Raw genomic sequence first — 16,449 nt, forward strand, 5'->3', positions numbered from 1 at the left:
ATCCAGGGCAGACGAACGGTGTGGAGTCGGACCGCCTGGAGCCGCAGAAAGGGATGAACACCGTGACACGACCCAGGATCCTGGTGGTTGGCGCAGGCTTCGCCGGAGTCGAGTGCGTCCGCCGTCTGGAGCGCAAACTCGCGCCCGCCGAGGCCGACGTCACCCTGGTGACGCCGCAGTCCTACCAGCTGTATCTGCCCCTGCTGCCCCAGGTCGCCTCCGGCGTGCTCACGCCGCAGTCGATCGCCCTGAGCCTGCGCCGCAGCAAGAAGTACCGCACCCGGATCATCCCGGGCGGCGCGATCGGCGTGGATCTGAAGGCCAAGGTGTGCGTCGTCCGCACCATCAACGACAAGATCGTCAACGAGCCGTACGACTACATCGTGCTGGCACCCGGCAGCGTGACCCGCACCTTCGACATCCCGGGGCTGACCGAGCACGCCTTCGGCATGAAGACCCTCGCCGAGGCCGCCTACATCCGCGACCACGTCATCTCGCAGCTGGATCTCGCCGACGCCAGTGACGACCCGGCGGAGCGGGCGGCGCGGCTGCAGTTCGTGGTGGTCGGCGGGGGCTACGCCGGCACCGAGACCGCCGCCTGTCTGCAACGGCTGACGCACGCCGCCGTACAGCGCTACCCGCGGCTGGATCCCGGCCTGATCAAGTGGCATCTGATCGACATCGCGCCCAAGTTGATGCCGGAGCTCGGCGAGAAGCTCGGCCGCAGCGCGCAGGAGATCCTGGGGCGGCGTGGCATCGAGGTGTCGCTGGGCGTGTCGATCGACAAGGCCGGCGCGGCGGAGGTCACCTTCACCGACGGCCGGGTGGTGCCGACACACACACTGATCTGGACGGCGGGCGTGGTCGCGAGCCCGCTGATCGCCACGCTCGGCGCGGAGACGGTGCGGGGCCGGCTGGCGGTCACCCCCGAGATGTGCCTGCCGGGCCACGACGGGGTGTTCGCGCTCGGTGACTCGGCCGCCGTGCCGGACCTGACCAAGGGCGACGGCGCGGTGTGCCCGCCGACCGCGCAGCACGCCATGCGGCAGGGCAAGAAGGTCGCGGACAACGTCATCGCGACGCTGCGGGGCGCGCCGATGCAGCCGTACGTGCATCACGACCTGGGCCTGGTCGTCGACCTCGGGGGCAAGGACGCGGTGTCCAAGCCGCTCGGCGTCGAGCTGCGCGGGGTGCCGGCCCAGGTGGTCGCCCGCGGTTACCACTGGTCGGCGCTGCGCACCAATGTCGCCAAGGCCCGGGTGATGACCAACTGGCTGCTGAACGCGGTCGCCGGCGACGATTTCGTCCGCACGGGCTTCCAGGCCCGCAAGCCGGCCCGGCTGAAGGACTTCGAGTTCACCGACGCGTATCTGACACCGGAGCAGGTACGGGCACGGGTGGACGGCACCGGCGCCGACAACCCGTGAGGTGAACCGGATCGTCGACGCCGCCGGTCGCCTGCCCGGGGCCGGCGTTCCTCACCGGTGGCCGGCACCGGTCATATGGACGGGGAACAGGGCATCGGCGCGAACTGGTCGTGCCGCGACTCGGTCAAGGGCGCGGGGCTCTGTTCGTTCCGCGGCCACCGCCGCACGGCCGTGACCCGATCCGCAGGCGCGGCGCACCGTCCCGGCTCGCGACCTGGTACGGGAGCCCGGCGCGGCCAGGCACCCCGTCGGCACCCGCCCCCCGCGGAAACCCGGCAGAATCCGGCGCGTCACCCCCGCCCCCGATGCGGCGCGCCCGGCCAGGATGCCGTACCCGGCCCGGGACCGGCGCCCCCTCGTCCGGGCATGTGCCAGGGACGGCCCGCACCCTGCCATGGACGGCCCGCCACCCGGCCGTGGCGAGGCCGTCTCTGCGGCGCCTACCCGCCCGCGGCCGCGCCCCCGGGTGGCCGCCCCCCTCGCCGAGGGCAAGCAGTCCGCACCGGCGTGCGATGCTGGGTCGGAGATCGATTTCCAGCACGGGAGAGAGCGCGGCGGCGTGAGCACAGCGGGACGACCTGGGCGGGTACGGATGTGGGACCGGCTCGCGGCGTCCGATCCCGGGCTGCTCCGGCTCACCGCGGGACTGCGCACGGTCACCGCGATCGCGCTCACCCTCGCCGTCCTGGCCATCCTGCGGGTGCCGGTGCCCCAACTGGTCGCCGGCGCCATGGCGGCGATGGTGTCGACCTTCGCCATCCGGGAGCAGCAGCGCCCGGCGCAGGCCCTCACCCTCGCGCTCGGTCTGCCGGTGGCCCTGGCGTCGGTGTCGCTGGGCGCGCTGCTGAACGGGCGGGTCGTCGCCGGGGACCTGTTCTTCGTCGTCCTCATCTTCTGCGCGGTCTACGGCCGCAGGTTCGGCGACCGCGGCACGGCGCTCGGCCTGATCGGCTTCCAGATCTACTTCCTCTCCCTGTTCGTGCACGCGACGAGTTCGGTGCTGCCCGCGCTGTACGGGGTCATCTGCGTGGCCTTCGCGTGCAGCGCCGCCGCGCGCTTCGTGCTGCTGCCGCAGACCCCGGCGGGCACGCTGGACCGGCTGCGGCGGGCGTTCCGCGCCCGGCTCGCGCAGCTGATCGCCGTCCAGGCCGAGTTGCTGGACGCCGGGCCGGACGACGTGGACAAGGTCCTGGAGGAGCTGCGCACCGCCACCGCGCGGCTGCACGAGACGGCACTGCTGATCCAGGGGCGGCTGGAGGACGGCACCTCCGACCCGGCGGTGGCCCGGCTGCTGCAGCGCCGGATCGCGGACGCCGAGATCGCCTCCGAGCGGCTCGGACTGCTGCTGCTGACCTCGCGCAGCGCCGAGCGGACCGACACCCTCACCCTGCATCTGCCGGGCGCCGCGCTGCCGTCGGGCGGGGAGCTTCCGGTGCGGGAGGAGGCGACGGAGGCGCTGCGCCGGGATCTGCAGGCGCTGCGGCTGCTGATGCTGCGGCCGGTCGGTGAGGCCCGGGGGACCGCGCTCGCCCAGGTGCGCAACCGGCTGCTCGGCTACCGCGAGGAGGAGCGACTGCCCAAGGCCTCGCCTGCCGTGCAGGACGTCTTCCGTGGGCTCGGCGAGGCCGCCCGGGCCGCGCTGGGGCTGCGGGTCGCGCTGGACGGGCCGCAGGACGAGTCCGACGACACCCCGGCGACAACCCGCTCGCGCGAGGAGCTGGACGCGGAGGACGCCGCGATCGAGGCGGGCGAGGAGGCCGAGGCCGAGGAGCCGGGGCCGAGCGGTCTGCAGCGGCCCACCACGCGGGCCGCGGTCCAGGTGGCCGTGGGCTCCGCGCTGGCCATCGCGGGCGGCGAGCTGTTGTCCAGTCAGCGCTGGTACTGGGCGGTGCTGACCTGCTGGATCGTGTTCATCAACACCGCCTCGACGGGCGAGATCCTGGTCAAGGGCTACCGGCGGTTGCTGGGCACGGTGCTCGGGGTGGTGGCCGGCATCGTGCTGGCCGGTCTCGTCGGGCACCACACGTGGACGGCCTTCGGCCTGGTGCTGGTGTTCATCTTCGCGATGTTCTACACCGCGCCCCTGTCGTACACGCTGATGTCGTTCTTCGTCACGGCGATGCTGGGGCTGCTGTACACGCTGCTGAACACCTACAGCATGGCGGTGCTGGTGCTGCGGGTGGAGGAGACGGCGCTCGGCGCGGCCTGCGGGGTGATCGCGGCCGCGGTGGTGCTGCCGATCCACACCGACCGCCGTACGAACGAGCTCCTCGGTACGGTCCTCGACCGGCTCGCCGAGGTGACCCGGGCCGCCGTGGAGCAGCTGAGCGGCGGGGCGGGCGCCGATCTGGTGGAGCAGGCGCGCGATCTGGACCAGGCGCTGGCCGACCTGCGCGCGGCCACCCAGCCGCTGACCCATCCGATCACCCCGCTGCGCTCGCGCCGCGACACCGCCCGGTACGTGGTGGCGCTGCTGGAGACCTGCGCCTACCACGGGCGTTCGCTCGCGGCCACGGCCGAGCTGCTGCCGACGCATCCGTCGATCGCCGCGGATCCCCGGCTGCGCGGGGCGTGCGGGCGGATCGTGCACAACATCGAGGCGATCGCCGCGCATGTCGCCGACCCGCGGGCCACGGCGCGGATCGAGACCGGCCCCAGCATCGCCTCGATGCTGGAGCCGGGGACGCTGCGCACCCCGCGCTACGGCCGGGTCACCGACCGGGTGCTGCGCCATCTGCAGCGGCTGGACGAGGGGGTCTCGGGTCTGGCCCGGTCGCTGGGCATCACCACCCAGGCGGACCGGCCGGGCAAGTGACGGGCCGTCGGCCGGGCCCTCACGCCGTGCCGGGCCCGTACGCGCGCCGGCCCATGGCCTCGTCGCGGACCCGGGCGCAGCTGCGGCTGATCAGCCGGGAGACGTGCATCTGGGAGATGCCCAGCTGGTCGGCGATGCGGCTCTGCGTCATGTCCTCGAAGAACCGCATGTAGAGGATGGCCCGTTCCCGTTCGGGCAGTCGGCGCAGCCCTTCCTTGGCGGCCTCGCGGTCGACCACGACGTCGTACGAGGTGTCCGCCGCTCCGAGGGTGTCGGCGAGGCTGTAGCCGTCCTCCCCGCCGGCCAGTTCGGCGTCCAGCGACAGGGTGCTGAAGCTCTCCAGCGCCTCCATGCCCGCACTGACCTCCTCCTCGCTGAGGCCCGTGTGGGCGGCCAGGGCGGTGACGGTGGGTTCGGGGCTGCCGGGGTGCTGGGTGAGCTCGCGGCGGGCCACGCGCACCCGGTTGCGCAGTTCCTGCACCCGGCGCGGCACCCTCAGGGCCCACATCCGGTCCCGGAAGTGCCGCTTGACCTCGCCGGTGATGGTCGGCACGGCGTAACTCTCGAAGGCCCCGCGGGACGGGTCGTACCGGTCGACGGCCTTGACCAGCCCGAGCGCCGCCACCTGCCGCAGGTCCTCGACGGACTCGCCGCGGTCGCGGAAGCGGCCGGCGATCCGGTGGGCCATGGGCAGCCAGGCGGCGACGAGTTCGTCGCGTACGGCGTCCCGCTCGGGGCCGTCCTCCAGCTCCGCCAGCCGGTCGAACAGCGCGGCGGTGTCGGGGGCGTCGTCATGGGACCGCCGCGCCGGAGCTGCGGCGGCGGAGTCCGTGGTGGGCGTGCCGGGACGGCTTGTCGACATGTCGGTCAGCATGCGGAATCGCTCCTGAGACGTGGTGCCGGGCACACGGCCGGAATGGGATTCCGGGCCGGGCTCGAACGGTTGTGTCAGGGGTCGCCGCGGGTCGCTCGCCCGGTCCGCCGAAAGGGGGACCCAGGCGGTCCTACGGTTCCCGCTGGGCGCGCGCCTCCGGTCCGAAGCACGAGTTTCCGCCTGCCCCTTGCTCCGGGGGACAAACACCACGGGGGCGGAACTTCCCGCACCGTTCAGCGCAGCGGTACGACGGCCGTGATGCGCTTGCCCCCGCAGGGCAGCTGCGCGACCCGGACGTCCCGTGACAGGCGGCAGACGATGGGCCAGCCACGGCCGCCCGGGCGGGTGCGGCCGCGGTCGTCGCCGGGCGGGGCGACCACCGGCAGCTCGTCGCTGCGGTCGCTGACCGACACCCGTACGCCGCCGGAGTCGACGTCGACGTCGAACCCGGTGATGCCGCCGCCGTGCAGGATGGCGTTGGTGGTGAGCTCCGAGGTGACCAGCAGGGCGTCCTCCATGGCCGCGGCATCGCAGCAGATGGCACATGCCCGGCACCGCTCGGCCACCACGCGCCGCACGGTTCTGCGGGCGTCGGCCGGCCGGCACGGCACTCGGCGGCGAGCTTCCCGCAGGGTCCCGGAGCAGTTGGTCCGGTGCTTGTCGCGCATCCCTTCCTCCTTGAGCGATGCCCGGTTTGCCAAGCTCTCTCCTTTTCGCCTGACCTTTTCCGGAGCTGTCAAACACGCTCGGTGCCGGTGTCATCACCGCGGCCTCGCCGGGTACCCGGCGCGTATGACCGATGTCGTGGACGCGGACGAATTGCTGCGGCGCATCCAGCGCGGCCGGCACCATGCGGCCGAGGCGGAACGGGCCTGGCGGGAACGCGCGCAGAGCCTGACGGCGACGGATCCGGACGGCGCGCGGGAGGCGGCGGCCCGGGCGTGGGCGTTCGAGGCGGTGGCGCGGGTGCTGGGGGAGATCATCTGCCCGGGTGGGCCGCCGGTCGCCGGGGAAGGCGTGAAACAGGTCACCTGACCGGCTACCGATTGGTAGAACACCCGCGAGATGGTTTATCGTTCATACATACGTGATGCCGGAGGTGACCGGAACCGTCCTTCCTCCCTGCCTGGCATCACCGCAGACGGCCCTGGCTGGCTTCCCCCGTCCAGCCAGGGCTTCTTGCTGCCCGGAACCGGCTGTGGACCGGGCCCCGCGGCGAAATCCGCGTCCCCCGAGGTGCCCGCGGGGGCGGCAGCGGCTGAAATGGGCTTAGCGAAAGCACCCGCGAACCGCCTCGGCGAGGAGCCCCGCGCCATGACCAAAGCGATAAAACTGCTGACCGCCCTGCCCCAGGCACAGCGCGAGCGCCTGATGGAACTGGCCAAGGAGGTCTCGTTCCCCGAGGACACCCGCATCTTCGAGGCGGGCGGCACCGCCGACCGGTTCTGGGTGATCCGTTCCGGCGCGGTCCACCTGGACCAGCAGGTCACCTCCCGGCAGCGGGTCACCGTGGCCACGCTCGGCGCGGGCGACATGCTCGGCTGGTCCTGGCTGTTCCCGCCGTACCAGTGGGACTTCGGCGCGGTGGCCTTCACCGACGTGCGCGCCTACGAGTTCGACGGGCCCTCGGTGCTCGCGCTGTGCGTGGAGGACCCGCTGCTCGGGCTGTCGCTGGTGCGGACGGTGGCCGAGATCCTCGCCCACCGCCTGGAGACGACCCGGGGCAAGCTGATGGACCAGTACACGAGCCGACGGCGTCCCGGCCTGATCTGAGTCAGATCCGGTAGCGTCGCAGCGCCGGTACGGAGGCGCCCAGGGCCAGCATCACCACGACGACCAGCGCGCCGCCGCCCGCCACCGCGGCCCGCGGCCCGAAGGCCGAGCCGGCCGTGCCGTGCAGGACGTCGGCCAGGCGTGGCCCGCCCGCGACGACCACCGTGAACACGCCCTGCATCCGGCCGCGCATCTCGTCCGTCGCGGCCGACAGGAGGATGGCGCCACGGAACACCATCGACACCATGTCGGCGACACCGGCCGCGGCGAGGAAGGCCAGGGCCACCCAGAGGTTGCGGCTCAGCCCGAACCCGGCGACGGCCACGCCCCAGCCGACGACCGCCCCGATGACCATCCAGCCGTGCCGACGGGCCCGGGAGAACGCCCCGGAGAACAGGCCTCCGAGTACCGCGCCGACGGGGATGCCGGCGAACAGCACGCCGAGCGCGAGCCCTTCGCCGTACGAGTGGTACGTCTGCGCCGCGAGCTGGGGGAACAGGGCGCGGGGCATGCCCAGGACCATGGCGACGATGTCGGCGAGGAAGGACAGCAGCAGCACCTTGTGCCGCGAGATGTACCGGAAGCCGGCGGCGATCTCCCGCACTCCCGCCCGGCGGGCCGCGCCCTCGCCGAGCGGTGGCAGCGCCGGCAGCCGGAAGACGGCCCACACGGTCACGCACAGCGCCACCGCGTCGATCAGGTACAGCTCGGGGAGCCCGATGACCGGGATCAGCACACCGGCGAGCAGGGGGCCGGCGACCAGGCCGGTCTGCATGACCGTGGAGCCGAGCGCGTTCGCGGCGGGCAGCTGCTCGGCGGGCACCAGGCGGGCGATGGAGGCGTTGCGGGCCGGGGAGTTGAGCCCGAAGAACGCCTGCTGGCACGCGAGCAGCACCATCAGTACGGCGACGGAGTCCATCCCCGTGACGGCCTGGGCCCAGAACAGCAGCGAGGTGACCGCGATACCGGTGTTGGTGACCAGCAGCAGCTTGCGGCGGTCCACGGTGTCGGCGACCGCGCCGCCCCACAGCGCGAACGCCACCATCGGCACGAGACCGGCCAGGCTCGCGTACCCGACCCACGCCGAGGAGTGCGTGACGTCGTAGATCTGCTTGGGCACGGCCACGGCGGTCAGCTGGCTGCCGACGGCGGTGACGATGGTCGACGACCACAGGCGCCGGTAGGCCGGGATGCCCAGCGGGCGGGTGTCCATCGCCCAGCGGCGCCAGCCGCGCCGGGGCGGGGCCGCCGCAGCCGTCGCGGCGTCGGGTGGGGCGGTGCTGCTCTCGCTGGTGTCCACGGGTGTCCTGTGTCCGATTGAGGTTGCTCGCTACATCTTTTCCATTCGAGAGCCTAACTATCTCAGGAACGCCCGCGCACATCGAACGGGTTTGCTCAGGCTCCGGTCAAGAGCGTGGCCCCCAGCGCCAGCACGGTGAGGGCGACCAGGCCGTCCAGGACCCGCCACGCCGCCGGCCGGGCCAGGAAACGGCCGAGCAGCCGGGCGCCGAAGCCGAGCGCCGCGAACCAGCACAGGCTGGCGAGCGCGGCGCCGAGCCCGAAAGTCCAGCGCAGCGCGCCCCGGTCGGCGGCGAGGGAACCGAGCAGGAACACGGTGTCCAGGTACACGTGCGGATTCAGCCAGGTCATCGCCAGGCAGGTCAGGACCGCCCGGCGCCGGGAACCCGCGGCGTCCCCCTCGGCGCTGAGCCCGGCCGTGCCCGGCACGATCACCCGGCGGGCGGCGAGGACCCCGTAGCCGAGCAGGAAGAGACCGCCGACGGTCCCGACCGCCCGGAGAGCCCTGGGCCACGCCACCACGACCGCCCCGACCCCGCCGACGCCGAGCGCGATGAGCAGCGCGTCGGACAGCGCGCAGATCCCCACCACGGCGAGGACCGCGTCCCGGCGCACCCCCTGCCGCAGGACGAAGGCGTTCTGGGCGCCGATGGCGACGATCAGGGAGAGGCCGGTGCCGAATCCGGCGGCCGCGGCGGTCAGGGCGTGGTTCATGCGATCGAACCTAAGAAGGCCGACGGTCCGAAGTACAGCTAAACATTCTTACGTATCCTCAGCAGCCGTGATGACCGACATTCCGCTGGAACAGGTGCGGACCCTGCTCGCCGTGGTAGACGAGGGCACCTTCGACGCCGCCGCGGCCGCCCTGCACGTGACCCCGTCGGCGGTCAGCCAGCGGGTCAAGGCCCTCGAACAGCGCACCGGCCGGGTACTGCTGCAGCGCACCAAGCCGGTGCGGCCCACCGAGTCCGGCGCGGTACTGGTGCGCTACGCCCGGCAGCTCGCCCGGCTGGAACGCGACGCCCGGGCCGAACTCGGGCTGAACGGCGCCGGGGAGCCGACCCGGGTGCCGGTGGCGGTGAACGCGGACTCGCTGGCGACCTGGTTCCTGCCGGCGCTGACCCGGGTGGCGGGGCTCTGCTACGAACTGCACCGGGAGGACGAGGACCACACGGCGGCCCTGCTGCGCGAGGGTCTGGTGATGGCGGCGGTGACCACGGCCGCCGATCCGGTGCCGGGCTGCACCGTCCGGCCACTCGGCCGGATGCGCTATCTGCCCGTCGCCGCACCGGAGTTCACCGCCGCCCACCTCGGCGGACGGCCGCTGCCCGAGGCACTGGCCGAGGCCCCGGCCGTGCTCTTCGACCGCAAGGACGACTTCCAGGACGCCTTCGTACGCCGGCTGGGCCGGGGCTCCGCCGGACGGCACAGGCACCTGGTGCCCACCTCGGAGGGCTTCCTGGACGCGGTCGCCGCCGGGCTCGGCTGGGGCATGGTGCCGGAGGTACAGGCGCATCCGCTTCTGGCCGGGGGCCGGTTGGTGCTCCTCGCGCCCGAGGAGTGGATGGACGTCACGCTGTACTGGCAGCAGTGGAGACTGGACTCCCCCGCGCTGGCCGCACTGGCCGAGGCGGTGACGGCGACGGCCGCCGAGTCCCTACGCCGCTGACGGCCGCGTCACGTTTCATCCGTTTCGCACCCCAGGCAAGGCACTGCGGAGTACGGTGGTCGGGCGGTGGCGCGGCGGACGGCGGTCCCGGCCGGATCCCCGCCCCCAACTCCGCGCCCCCGGTGCCCGGTCGGGTACGGGTGCCCGCGGCCCTGTCGCCCATCCGCCCCCGTTCCCCGGCCTGTTGCACGCATACGACCCGCCCGGGCCGTGCGCGCGCCCGTGGCCGGATCGCGGCCGTCGCCCGATCCCCTGTCGCCCACGCCGTTTCACCCGGCCCCGACCGGTCACCCGAACCCGCAGTACGCATTCGACAGGCACGGACGACTTCGATCGGATCCAGGAGACTTCCATGGACAACTGGCGCGACCATGCCGCGTGCCGCCATGAGGACCCCGACCTGTTCTTCCCCATCGGCACCACCGGTCCGGCGCTCGTGCAGACCCAGCGGGCCAAGGCGGTCTGCGGCCGGTGCCCCGTCCAGGAGGAGTGCCTGGACTGGGCGCTGGAGACGGGCCAGGGCATCGGCGTCTGGGGCGGGACGACCGAGCTGGAGCGCCGGGCACTGCACCGTCGCGCCCGCTCCCGGCCACGCTCCGGCTGACCGGTGCGGCTCGGGCCGGCCTTGGCGGACGCGGCCGACCCGAGCGACTCCGGCTGACCGGATGGCTCGGGATGACCTGGGCGGCTCCGGCCGGCCCGGCGCCCGCGGTCCGGGCCTCAGCGGCCACCGCGGCGCAGGGCCCCCCACTCCCGCTCCTGCCGGGCCACCTCCTCCTTCGCCGCGTCGATCACCTCGTCCGCGATCCAGCACAGCGGCTCGGCATCACTCACGAGCGGCTCGTTGTCGGGGCCCCGGCCGCTCTCCCGGCCGCGCAGGACCCAGGGACGTACGCCGGGGCCCTTGTCGTGCGGCAGGTGCGCGTAGTCGTACAGGCGGCGGGCCACCCACAGCTCCATCGACCGGTCCGCCCACCAGTCCTCGACATCGAGCGGATTGGCGGACAGCCCGGGCATGGGTACGCCGGTGAGGTCGTCGGTGCTGGAGGCCTCGGCCAGGTCGGCGCCGGGCCCCTCGGACCAGCGGACGTACAGGCCCTGGTGCTTCTCCACCAGGCGGGCCACCTCGGCGAGCGTGGACAGGACCGGCAGGTCCGCCTCCGGTGCGCTCATGGCATGACCTCCCTCGACGGCGCCGCGCGACCGGAGTACCCCCTGGCGCGGGCACGGAATCCGACGGCGGCCCGCGCCTTCACGGATCCTCGCGCGGCGGCTCCCGGCCGGGCAGCCGCAGGGTGAAGACCGCGCCCGCGCCGGGCTCGCTCGCGGCCTCCGCCGTCCCCGCGTGGGCGGCGAGCAGGTGGCGCACGATCGGCAGGCCCAGGCCGCTGCCGCCGGTGCGGCGGCTGCGGGACTTCTCGGCGCGCCAGAACCGGTCGAAGACGTGCGTAAGGTCCTCGGGCGCGATGCCCGGGCCGGTGTCGGTGACGGTCAGCACGACGTCGGCGCCGTCCCGGCGGGCGGCCAGCGTGACCGTGCCGTCGGCCGGGGTGTGCCGCAGCGCGTTGGAGACCAGGTTCCCGAGGGCCTGCCGCATCCGCACCGGGTCGGCGTCGAGCCATGCGGTGGCGTCGGCCTCGGTGCGCAGGGCGACTGCGGCGGCGTCGGCGGCGACCCGGTGGGCGGCGGCCACCTGCTCCAGCAGATCGCCGGCGCGCAGCGGCTCGCGGTGCAGCCGCAGGGTGCCGGCGTCGGCGGCGGAGAGGTCCTGCAGGTCGTCGATGATCCGCTGCAGGACGAGCGCCTCCTCGTGCAGCGAGTCCAGCAGGGGCGGGTCGGGTTCGACGACTCCGTCGCGTACGACCTCCAGCCAGCCGCGGATGTTGGTGAGCGGGCTGCGCAGCTCGTGCGCGATGTCGCTGACCATCGCCTTGCGCTGGGCCTCCAGGCGCGCCCGGCGTTCGGTCAGGTCGTTGAAGGCCTCGGCGAGGATGCCGGTCTCGTCCCGGGTGGTCACCGGCACCCGTACGTGCAGTTCGGGCGGCTGCTGGGCGGCCTCGGTCAGCGCGCGCAGCGGCCGTACCAGCCGGGTGGCGACGAGGGCGGTCACGGCGACGGTGACGGCGAGGACCGCTCCGGCCGCGCCGATCACCTTGGCCTTGTTGGCCGGGGACATGTCGAAGCGGGAGGGGTTCTGGTCGCCGATGCCGAGGAACAGGTCGGCCACCGGGGCGACGTACGGCGCCAGTTGGGTGCGCCGGGCGGTCAGGACGCAGTTCCGGGCGGCCCTCGCCGTCGCCGCCTTGCCCGCTCGGGCGTACTTGGCGACGAGGTACCCACCGCCGAACGGGTCCTTGCCGCTGGGATCGAAGGTGAGGAAGAGCTGCCCGCCGAGGTCCAGACCGGCCTGTTTCAGACACGGCCGGGCGAGGTCGGTGAGCTCGGCCAGGGCCCTGCGTTCCGTCGCGGTTGGGGTGTTGAGCCGGCCGTCCTCGCACACCGTCGCCCCGAAGCCCGCGGGGTCGGCGCCGTCCGGGGCGGTGACGACGGGGCGCCCGCCGGCCGTGCGGACGACCGTGGCCTGGAGGCCGTAGCGCTCGTAACAGTGCTTGCGTTCGGCGGCCAGCGCCTCCAGCTTCGCGCGTTCCGGCGCCGGGAGCCGGTAGGGGCCGACCACGCGTGGGTCGATGCCGCTGAGCTGGGCGCCGGTCTCGCTGTAGGTGTCGGTGCGCAGCGGGTCGACGGTGGCGGCGGGCCGGGGCGGCAGCGGGGTGCCGCGCGGCGCGGAGTCGGCGACGAGGGTGCGGTCGGCGGAGGTGAGCGCGATCCGGCGTCCGGTCTCGGCGGCCAGCTGCCGGACGGTGCGCCGGACGTCCGTCCAGTCGGAGTGAGTGGCGGCGTACCCGCTGAGCCGGGCCAGGATGCTGTTGTCGGCCGCGAGGTCCTGGCCCTGTTCCTCCTTCAGGGCGCTGGTGGTGGTGGTCACCGCGAGCCAGGCGGTGGCGGCCACCGAGCAGACGGCGATCAGGGCGGAGACGGACAGCAGCCGGACGAGAAGCCGCTTGCGCAACGGGATCCGCCGCCGCTTCCCGGGCACCTGCCGCCCGGCACCGCCCTGCCCAAGCCGCACGGGCACACTGGGCCGCCCTCGAACCCACCGGCGCCTCACGGCCGCCTTCCCCCGCCCCGCATCCGCCGACACCCCAAGAACGCCTCCCACCCGGCCCGAACCTGCGAACCCGTCACGGACGTGGCCCATCCGGCCAAATCCGGCCCACGCGCCACGGACGCCCGCCGCCGGCTTCGAACCACACCGCTCCCCACGCACACCACCCACCCGGCCGGGGCTTCCCCCCTCCCCCGCACACCTCCCGCCCAGCCCGGGCCTGCCCCACCCTGACGGATACCGGCCGCCCGGAACGGCACCGCGCGACGCGGCGCGCCGACCAGCCGGCCCAGACCTCCCCGCGCCCCACGCACACCACCCACCCCGCACCGATCTGCCCGCGCCCCCGGACACCGCCCACCCAGCCAGAGCTCCCCCACCCCCACGGACGTCCCCCCTCCAACCCGGCCTGTCCCACCCCCACGGCCACCGGCCGCCCGGAACGCCACCGCACGACGCGGCGCGCCGACCGCCCCACCGAGACCTCCCCGCGCCCCACGCACACAGCCCAGCCCACACGGCCAGGGTCTGCCCCCCGGACACCGCCCGCCCGGCCAGGACTCCCCCGCGCCCCGCGAAGCCTCCCGCCGGCCCCAGCCTGCACGTCCCCCACGCACACCGCCCACCCCGCCCGGAGCTCTCCCGTGGCTCACGGGCGGTTGCCGGTCAGTTTGTAGCCGACGCCGAACACCGTCAGCAGGCGGGCCGGTCGGCGGGGGTCGGGCTCGATCTTGCGGCGCAGGTTCATGATGTGCACGTCGACGGCCCGCTCGGTGGAGGCCCGGTCGATGCCGCGGGTGCACTGCAGCAGCTGCCGTCGGGTGAACACCCGTTCCGGCTCGGCGGCCATGGCCAGCAGGATCTGGAACTCGGCGGGCGTGCAGTCGACGGTCGCGCCGTCACAGCGCACCTCGTGCCGTACGGGGTCGACGGTGATTCCGGCGGCCCGGACCACGGGGTCGCCGTCCCGGGTGCCGGTGCCCCGCCCGCTGCGCCTGAGCACCGTGCGGATCCGGGCCATCAGCTCGCGCGGGCTGTACGGCTTGGTCATGTAGTCGTCGGCGCCCAGTTCGAGGCCGAGCAGCAGGTCGTCCTCGGCGGAGCGGGCGGTGAGCATCACCACCGGGATGTCCGGGTCCGCGCCGCCGCGCAGCGCCCGGCACACGCCGAAGCCGTCGACGACCGGGAGCATCAGGTCCAGGACGACGAGGTCGGGTCCGAGGCTGCGGGCGGCTTCCAGCGCGGCGGCGCCGTCGTGCACCACCGTGGCGGTGTGTCCCTCGGCCAGCAGGGAGCGGCGGATCAGTTCGGCCTGCTTCTCGTCGTCCTCGGCGACCAGTACATGTGCGCACACGAGTTCGGATCCTAGGCGGCTCAGGCGGCGAGCCAGTCGGCGTGTCCCATGACGACGGCCGGATGCCGTCCCGGGTCGAGGGTGCGCGGCAGTTCCTTCAGGTGTGCCTTGGCCACGCTGACACAGCCGTGCGTGGGGCCGCCGTGGTCGACGTGCGGCCGCACTCCGCCGCCGCGCTTGGGGCCGAGCGGCCGGGTCCAGTCCAGCGGCAAGGTGCCGGGCCTGCGGTTGTAGTCGATGGCGATGACGTAGTCGAAGCATCCCTCGCGCGGTTCGCCCTCGAAGCCGGTGCGCCGGTGCAGGACCACTGTGCAGAGCGGGGAGTCCTTGCCGCGCCCGGTGACCACGACGGCCTGTCCGCAGCGCTCGGGTATCCCCGCCGACCGGAGGGGGCCGAGGCCGGGTCTGCCGTGGGGTGCCTGTGCCGCCTGGACCTCGGGGGTGGCGGCGGGTGCCGGGCGGGTGGGGGGTGTGCGGCGCTCGGTCGCCTCGGCTCCGCCGCCGCAGCCGGTGAGCAGCAGCGGGGAGGCGAGGACGGCGATTGCGGTTCTGCGATGGATCACGGTGTCGACCATGGCCGACACTTGTTTGGAACTGGTGAGAGTTCAGGCGTCCTTCGGCTTTCCTCCGGTGAACAGCCAGGTGTGGAACAGCCCGTCCAGCCGCTTCCCGGAGATCCGCTCGGCCAGCCGCTCGAACTGTGCCGTCGTACCGTGTGCGTCGCGGTGTGCCGCGGCCCAGGCGCGCAGGATCCGGAAGAAGTCCGGGTCGCCGACGGCCTTGCGCACCTCGTGCAGGGTCATGGCACCGCGGGCGTAGACGGGCGTGTCGAAGATGTTCCGGCCGCTGCCCGGGTCGCCGGGCGGGAAGGCCCACAGGTGGTCGCTCGCGGGGCGGGCGTAGAGGGCGTCGAAGGTCTTCCGGGCGCTGTCGCCGCCGTGCTGCTCGGCGTACAGCCACTCGGCGTAGGTGGCGAAGCCCTCGTTGAGCCAGATGTCCTTCCAGGCGGTCAGGGAGACGGAGTCGCCGAACCACTGGTGGGCGTTCTCGTGGACGAGGGTGCTGATGTCGGGCGCGGAGTCGTAGAGCGGCCGGGTCTGGGTCTCCAGGGCGTAGCCGACGTCCGGGGCGTGGTCGACGATCGACCCGGCGGAGCGGAACGGGTACGGCCCGAACAGCCCTCTCTCCCAGGCGAGTACGGACGGCAGCTTCTTCAGCACCGGTGCCGCCGCGCTCGCCTCGCGCGGGTCGACGGCGTTGTACACGTGGATGCCGTCGGGGGTGGTGTACTGCTCGACCTCGAACGTTCCGACGGTGGCGGTGGCCAGGTAGGCGGCCATCGGCCGGCTCTCGCGCCAGTGGAAGGTCGTACGGCCGTGCTCGGTGCGCCGGCCGAGCAGCTCGCCGTTGGAGACGGCCGTGCGCCCCTGCGGGACGGTGATGGTGATGTCGTACGACGACTTGTCCTCGGGGTGCGCGTTCGCCGGGAACCAGGTCATCGCGCCCTGCGGCTCGCCCGCGACGAAGGCGCCGTCGTCGGTGGGGATCCAGCCGTCCGCGCTGCCGTCGGGGTCGGTGACCGGCCTCGGAGTGCCTTCGTAGGTGACGGTGACCCGGAAGGCGCGGCCCGTGCGCAGGGTGTGGCGGGGGGTGACGACGAGTTCCTGGCCGGCGCGCCGAAAGGCCGCGGGGATGCCGTCGACGGCGACGCCGGTGACCTTCAGGCCCGTCAGGTCGAGGTCGAAACGGCTGAGGTTCTGGCCGGCGCGGGCGGCGATCACGGCCCTGCCGTCGAGGTGCCGGGAGGAGGTGTCGTAGCGGAGCGTCAGGTCGTAGTGCCGGACGTGGTAGCCGCCGTTGCCGCTGAGCGGGAAGTAGGGGTCGCCCGCGCCCGACGCGCCGGGTGTGCCCGCCGCCGTGGGTCCGGCGGCGCCGACGAGTGCCGCTAGGGCGACGGGGACGGTGGCGAGGAGCGCGGTACGGCGTCGGGCGGGCGGTCTGTGCGGTGGCGTCACGGGCGCTCCTCGGGGGGTGGCGGGTGATCGGCTGGCCGACAGACTAGGGGCGCCTGT

General features: G+C 73.8%; 15 protein-coding genes. 6 read left to right on the forward strand and 9 right to left on the reverse strand.

The window, feature by feature from the left end:
• The first annotated feature begins 53 nt into the window (after positions 1 to 53).
• Both FB563_RS34610 and FB563_RS34615 read left to right on the forward strand, forming a co-directional pair.
• Positions 54 to 1,427 carry an NAD(P)/FAD-dependent oxidoreductase gene (locus FB563_RS34610; protein ID WP_055707909.1) on the forward strand — a complete coding sequence of 458 codons (1,374 nt, stop codon included), beginning with the start codon at positions 54 to 56 and terminating at the stop codon, positions 1,425 to 1,427.
• A 592-nt stretch (positions 1,428 to 2,019) separates the two neighbouring features.
• Positions 2,020 to 4,242: an FUSC family protein gene (locus FB563_RS34615; protein WP_055706479.1), complete on the forward strand. Its 2,223-nt coding sequence runs from the start codon at positions 2,020 to 2,022 to the stop codon at positions 4,240 to 4,242.
• Between the two features lie 19 nt (positions 4,243 to 4,261).
• On the opposite strand, the gene FB563_RS34620 is transcribed toward FB563_RS34615, so the two are convergent.
• The gene (locus FB563_RS34620; protein ID WP_055706480.1) at positions 4,262 to 5,116 is read right to left on the reverse strand and encodes a SigB/SigF/SigG family RNA polymerase sigma factor; all 855 of its coding nucleotides are present in this window, start codon (positions 5,114 to 5,116) and stop codon (positions 4,262 to 4,264) included.
• A gap of 233 nt (positions 5,117 to 5,349) precedes the next feature.
• Positions 5,350 to 5,784 (reverse strand): ATP-binding protein, encoded by a 435-nt coding sequence (locus FB563_RS34625; RefSeq protein WP_055706481.1) that lies wholly within the window; start codon positions 5,782 to 5,784, stop codon positions 5,350 to 5,352.
• Positions 5,785 to 5,908: 124 nt separating this feature from the next.
• Here FB563_RS34625 and FB563_RS34630 point away from each other — a divergent pair, with 124 nt between their 5' ends.
• A complete protein-coding gene (locus FB563_RS34630; RefSeq protein ID WP_055706482.1) occupies positions 5,909 to 6,151 on the forward strand; it encodes a hypothetical protein in 243 nt (80 codons plus the stop codon).
• Positions 6,152 to 6,430: 279 nt separating this feature from the next.
• Entirely contained in the window at positions 6,431 to 6,889 is a 459-nt protein-coding gene (locus tag FB563_RS34635) for a cyclic nucleotide-binding domain-containing protein (protein WP_055706483.1), read from the forward strand.
• Between the two features lies 1 nt (position 6,890).
• Here the strand turns inward: FB563_RS34635 and FB563_RS34640 are convergent, their stop codons facing one another.
• A complete protein-coding gene (locus FB563_RS34640; RefSeq protein WP_055706484.1) occupies positions 6,891 to 8,189 on the reverse strand; it encodes an MFS transporter in 1,299 nt (432 codons plus the stop codon).
• Between the two features lie 95 nt (positions 8,190 to 8,284).
• Complete coding sequence (locus tag FB563_RS34645; protein WP_055706485.1) at positions 8,285 to 8,902, reverse strand: LysE/ArgO family amino acid transporter; 618 nt, start codon at positions 8,900 to 8,902, stop codon at positions 8,285 to 8,287.
• 67 nt (positions 8,903 to 8,969) lie between these two features.
• On the opposite strand from FB563_RS34645, the gene FB563_RS34650 reads away from it, so the two are divergent.
• Both FB563_RS34650 and FB563_RS34655 read left to right on the forward strand, forming a co-directional pair.
• Positions 8,970 to 9,857, forward strand: coding sequence for a LysR family transcriptional regulator ArgP (locus FB563_RS34650; protein WP_055706486.1), 888 nt, complete (start codon positions 8,970 to 8,972; stop codon positions 9,855 to 9,857).
• A 352-nt stretch (positions 9,858 to 10,209) separates the two neighbouring features.
• Positions 10,210 to 10,461, forward strand: a complete 252-nt coding sequence (locus tag FB563_RS34655) for a WhiB family transcriptional regulator (protein WP_055706487.1) — start codon at positions 10,210 to 10,212, stop codon at positions 10,459 to 10,461.
• A 116-nt stretch (positions 10,462 to 10,577) separates the two neighbouring features.
• On the opposite strand, the gene FB563_RS34660 is transcribed toward FB563_RS34655, so the two are convergent.
• The 5 genes from FB563_RS34660 to FB563_RS34680 form a co-directional block, all read right to left on the reverse strand.
• Positions 10,578 to 11,030 carry a DUF6098 family protein gene (locus FB563_RS34660; protein WP_055706488.1) on the reverse strand — a complete coding sequence of 151 codons (453 nt, stop codon included), beginning with the start codon at positions 11,028 to 11,030 and terminating at the stop codon, positions 10,578 to 10,580.
• A gap of 79 nt (positions 11,031 to 11,109) precedes the next feature.
• Entirely contained in the window at positions 11,110 to 12,987 is a 1,878-nt protein-coding gene (locus FB563_RS34665; RefSeq protein WP_234357768.1) for a sensor histidine kinase, read from the reverse strand.
• Positions 12,988 to 13,672: 685 nt separating this feature from the next.
• Positions 13,673 to 14,377: a response regulator transcription factor gene (locus tag FB563_RS34670; protein ID WP_055710496.1), complete on the reverse strand. Its 705-nt coding sequence runs from the start codon at positions 14,375 to 14,377 to the stop codon at positions 13,673 to 13,675.
• 20 nt (positions 14,378 to 14,397) lie between these two features.
• Positions 14,398 to 14,940, reverse strand: a complete 543-nt coding sequence (locus FB563_RS34675) for a hypothetical protein (protein WP_142219152.1) — start codon at positions 14,938 to 14,940, stop codon at positions 14,398 to 14,400.
• Positions 14,941 to 14,982: 42 nt separating this feature from the next.
• Positions 14,983 to 16,392, reverse strand: coding sequence for a M1 family metallopeptidase (locus FB563_RS34680; RefSeq protein ID WP_142219153.1), 1,410 nt, complete (start codon positions 16,390 to 16,392; stop codon positions 14,983 to 14,985).
• Positions 16,393 to 16,449: the final 57 nt, after the last annotated feature.

Origin of the sequence: Streptomyces puniciscabiei, assembly GCF_006715785.1 — a bacterium.
GTDB classification, from domain to species: domain Bacteria; phylum Actinomycetota; class Actinomycetes; order Streptomycetales; family Streptomycetaceae; genus Streptomyces; species Streptomyces puniciscabiei.

Excerpts from the sequence above, each read along its gene's own strand:
- FB563_RS34655 (WP_055706487.1), top strand. The coding sequence starts at position 10,210 with ATGGACAACTGGCGCGACCATGCCGCGTGCCGCCATGAGGACCCCGAC.
- FB563_RS34625 (WP_055706481.1), bottom strand. The coding sequence starts at position 5,784 with ATGCGCGACAAGCACCGGACCAACTGCTCCGGGACCCTGCGGGAAGCT.
- FB563_RS34635 (WP_055706483.1), top strand. The coding sequence starts at position 6,431 with ATGACCAAAGCGATAAAACTGCTGACCGCCCTGCCCCAGGCACAGCGC.
- FB563_RS34615 (WP_055706479.1), top strand. The coding sequence starts at position 2,020 with ATGTGGGACCGGCTCGCGGCGTCCGATCCCGGGCTGCTCCGGCTCACC.
- FB563_RS34610 (WP_055707909.1), top strand. The coding sequence starts at position 54 with ATGAACACCGTGACACGACCCAGGATCCTGGTGGTTGGCGCAGGCTTC.
- FB563_RS34645 (WP_055706485.1), bottom strand. The coding sequence starts at position 8,902 with ATGAACCACGCCCTGACCGCCGCGGCCGCCGGATTCGGCACCGGCCTC.
- FB563_RS34630 (WP_055706482.1), top strand. The coding sequence starts at position 5,909 with ATGACCGATGTCGTGGACGCGGACGAATTGCTGCGGCGCATCCAGCGC.
- FB563_RS34660 (WP_055706488.1), bottom strand. The coding sequence starts at position 11,030 with ATGAGCGCACCGGAGGCGGACCTGCCGGTCCTGTCCACGCTCGCCGAG.
- FB563_RS34620 (WP_055706480.1), bottom strand. The coding sequence starts at position 5,116 with ATGCTGACCGACATGTCGACAAGCCGTCCCGGCACGCCCACCACGGAC.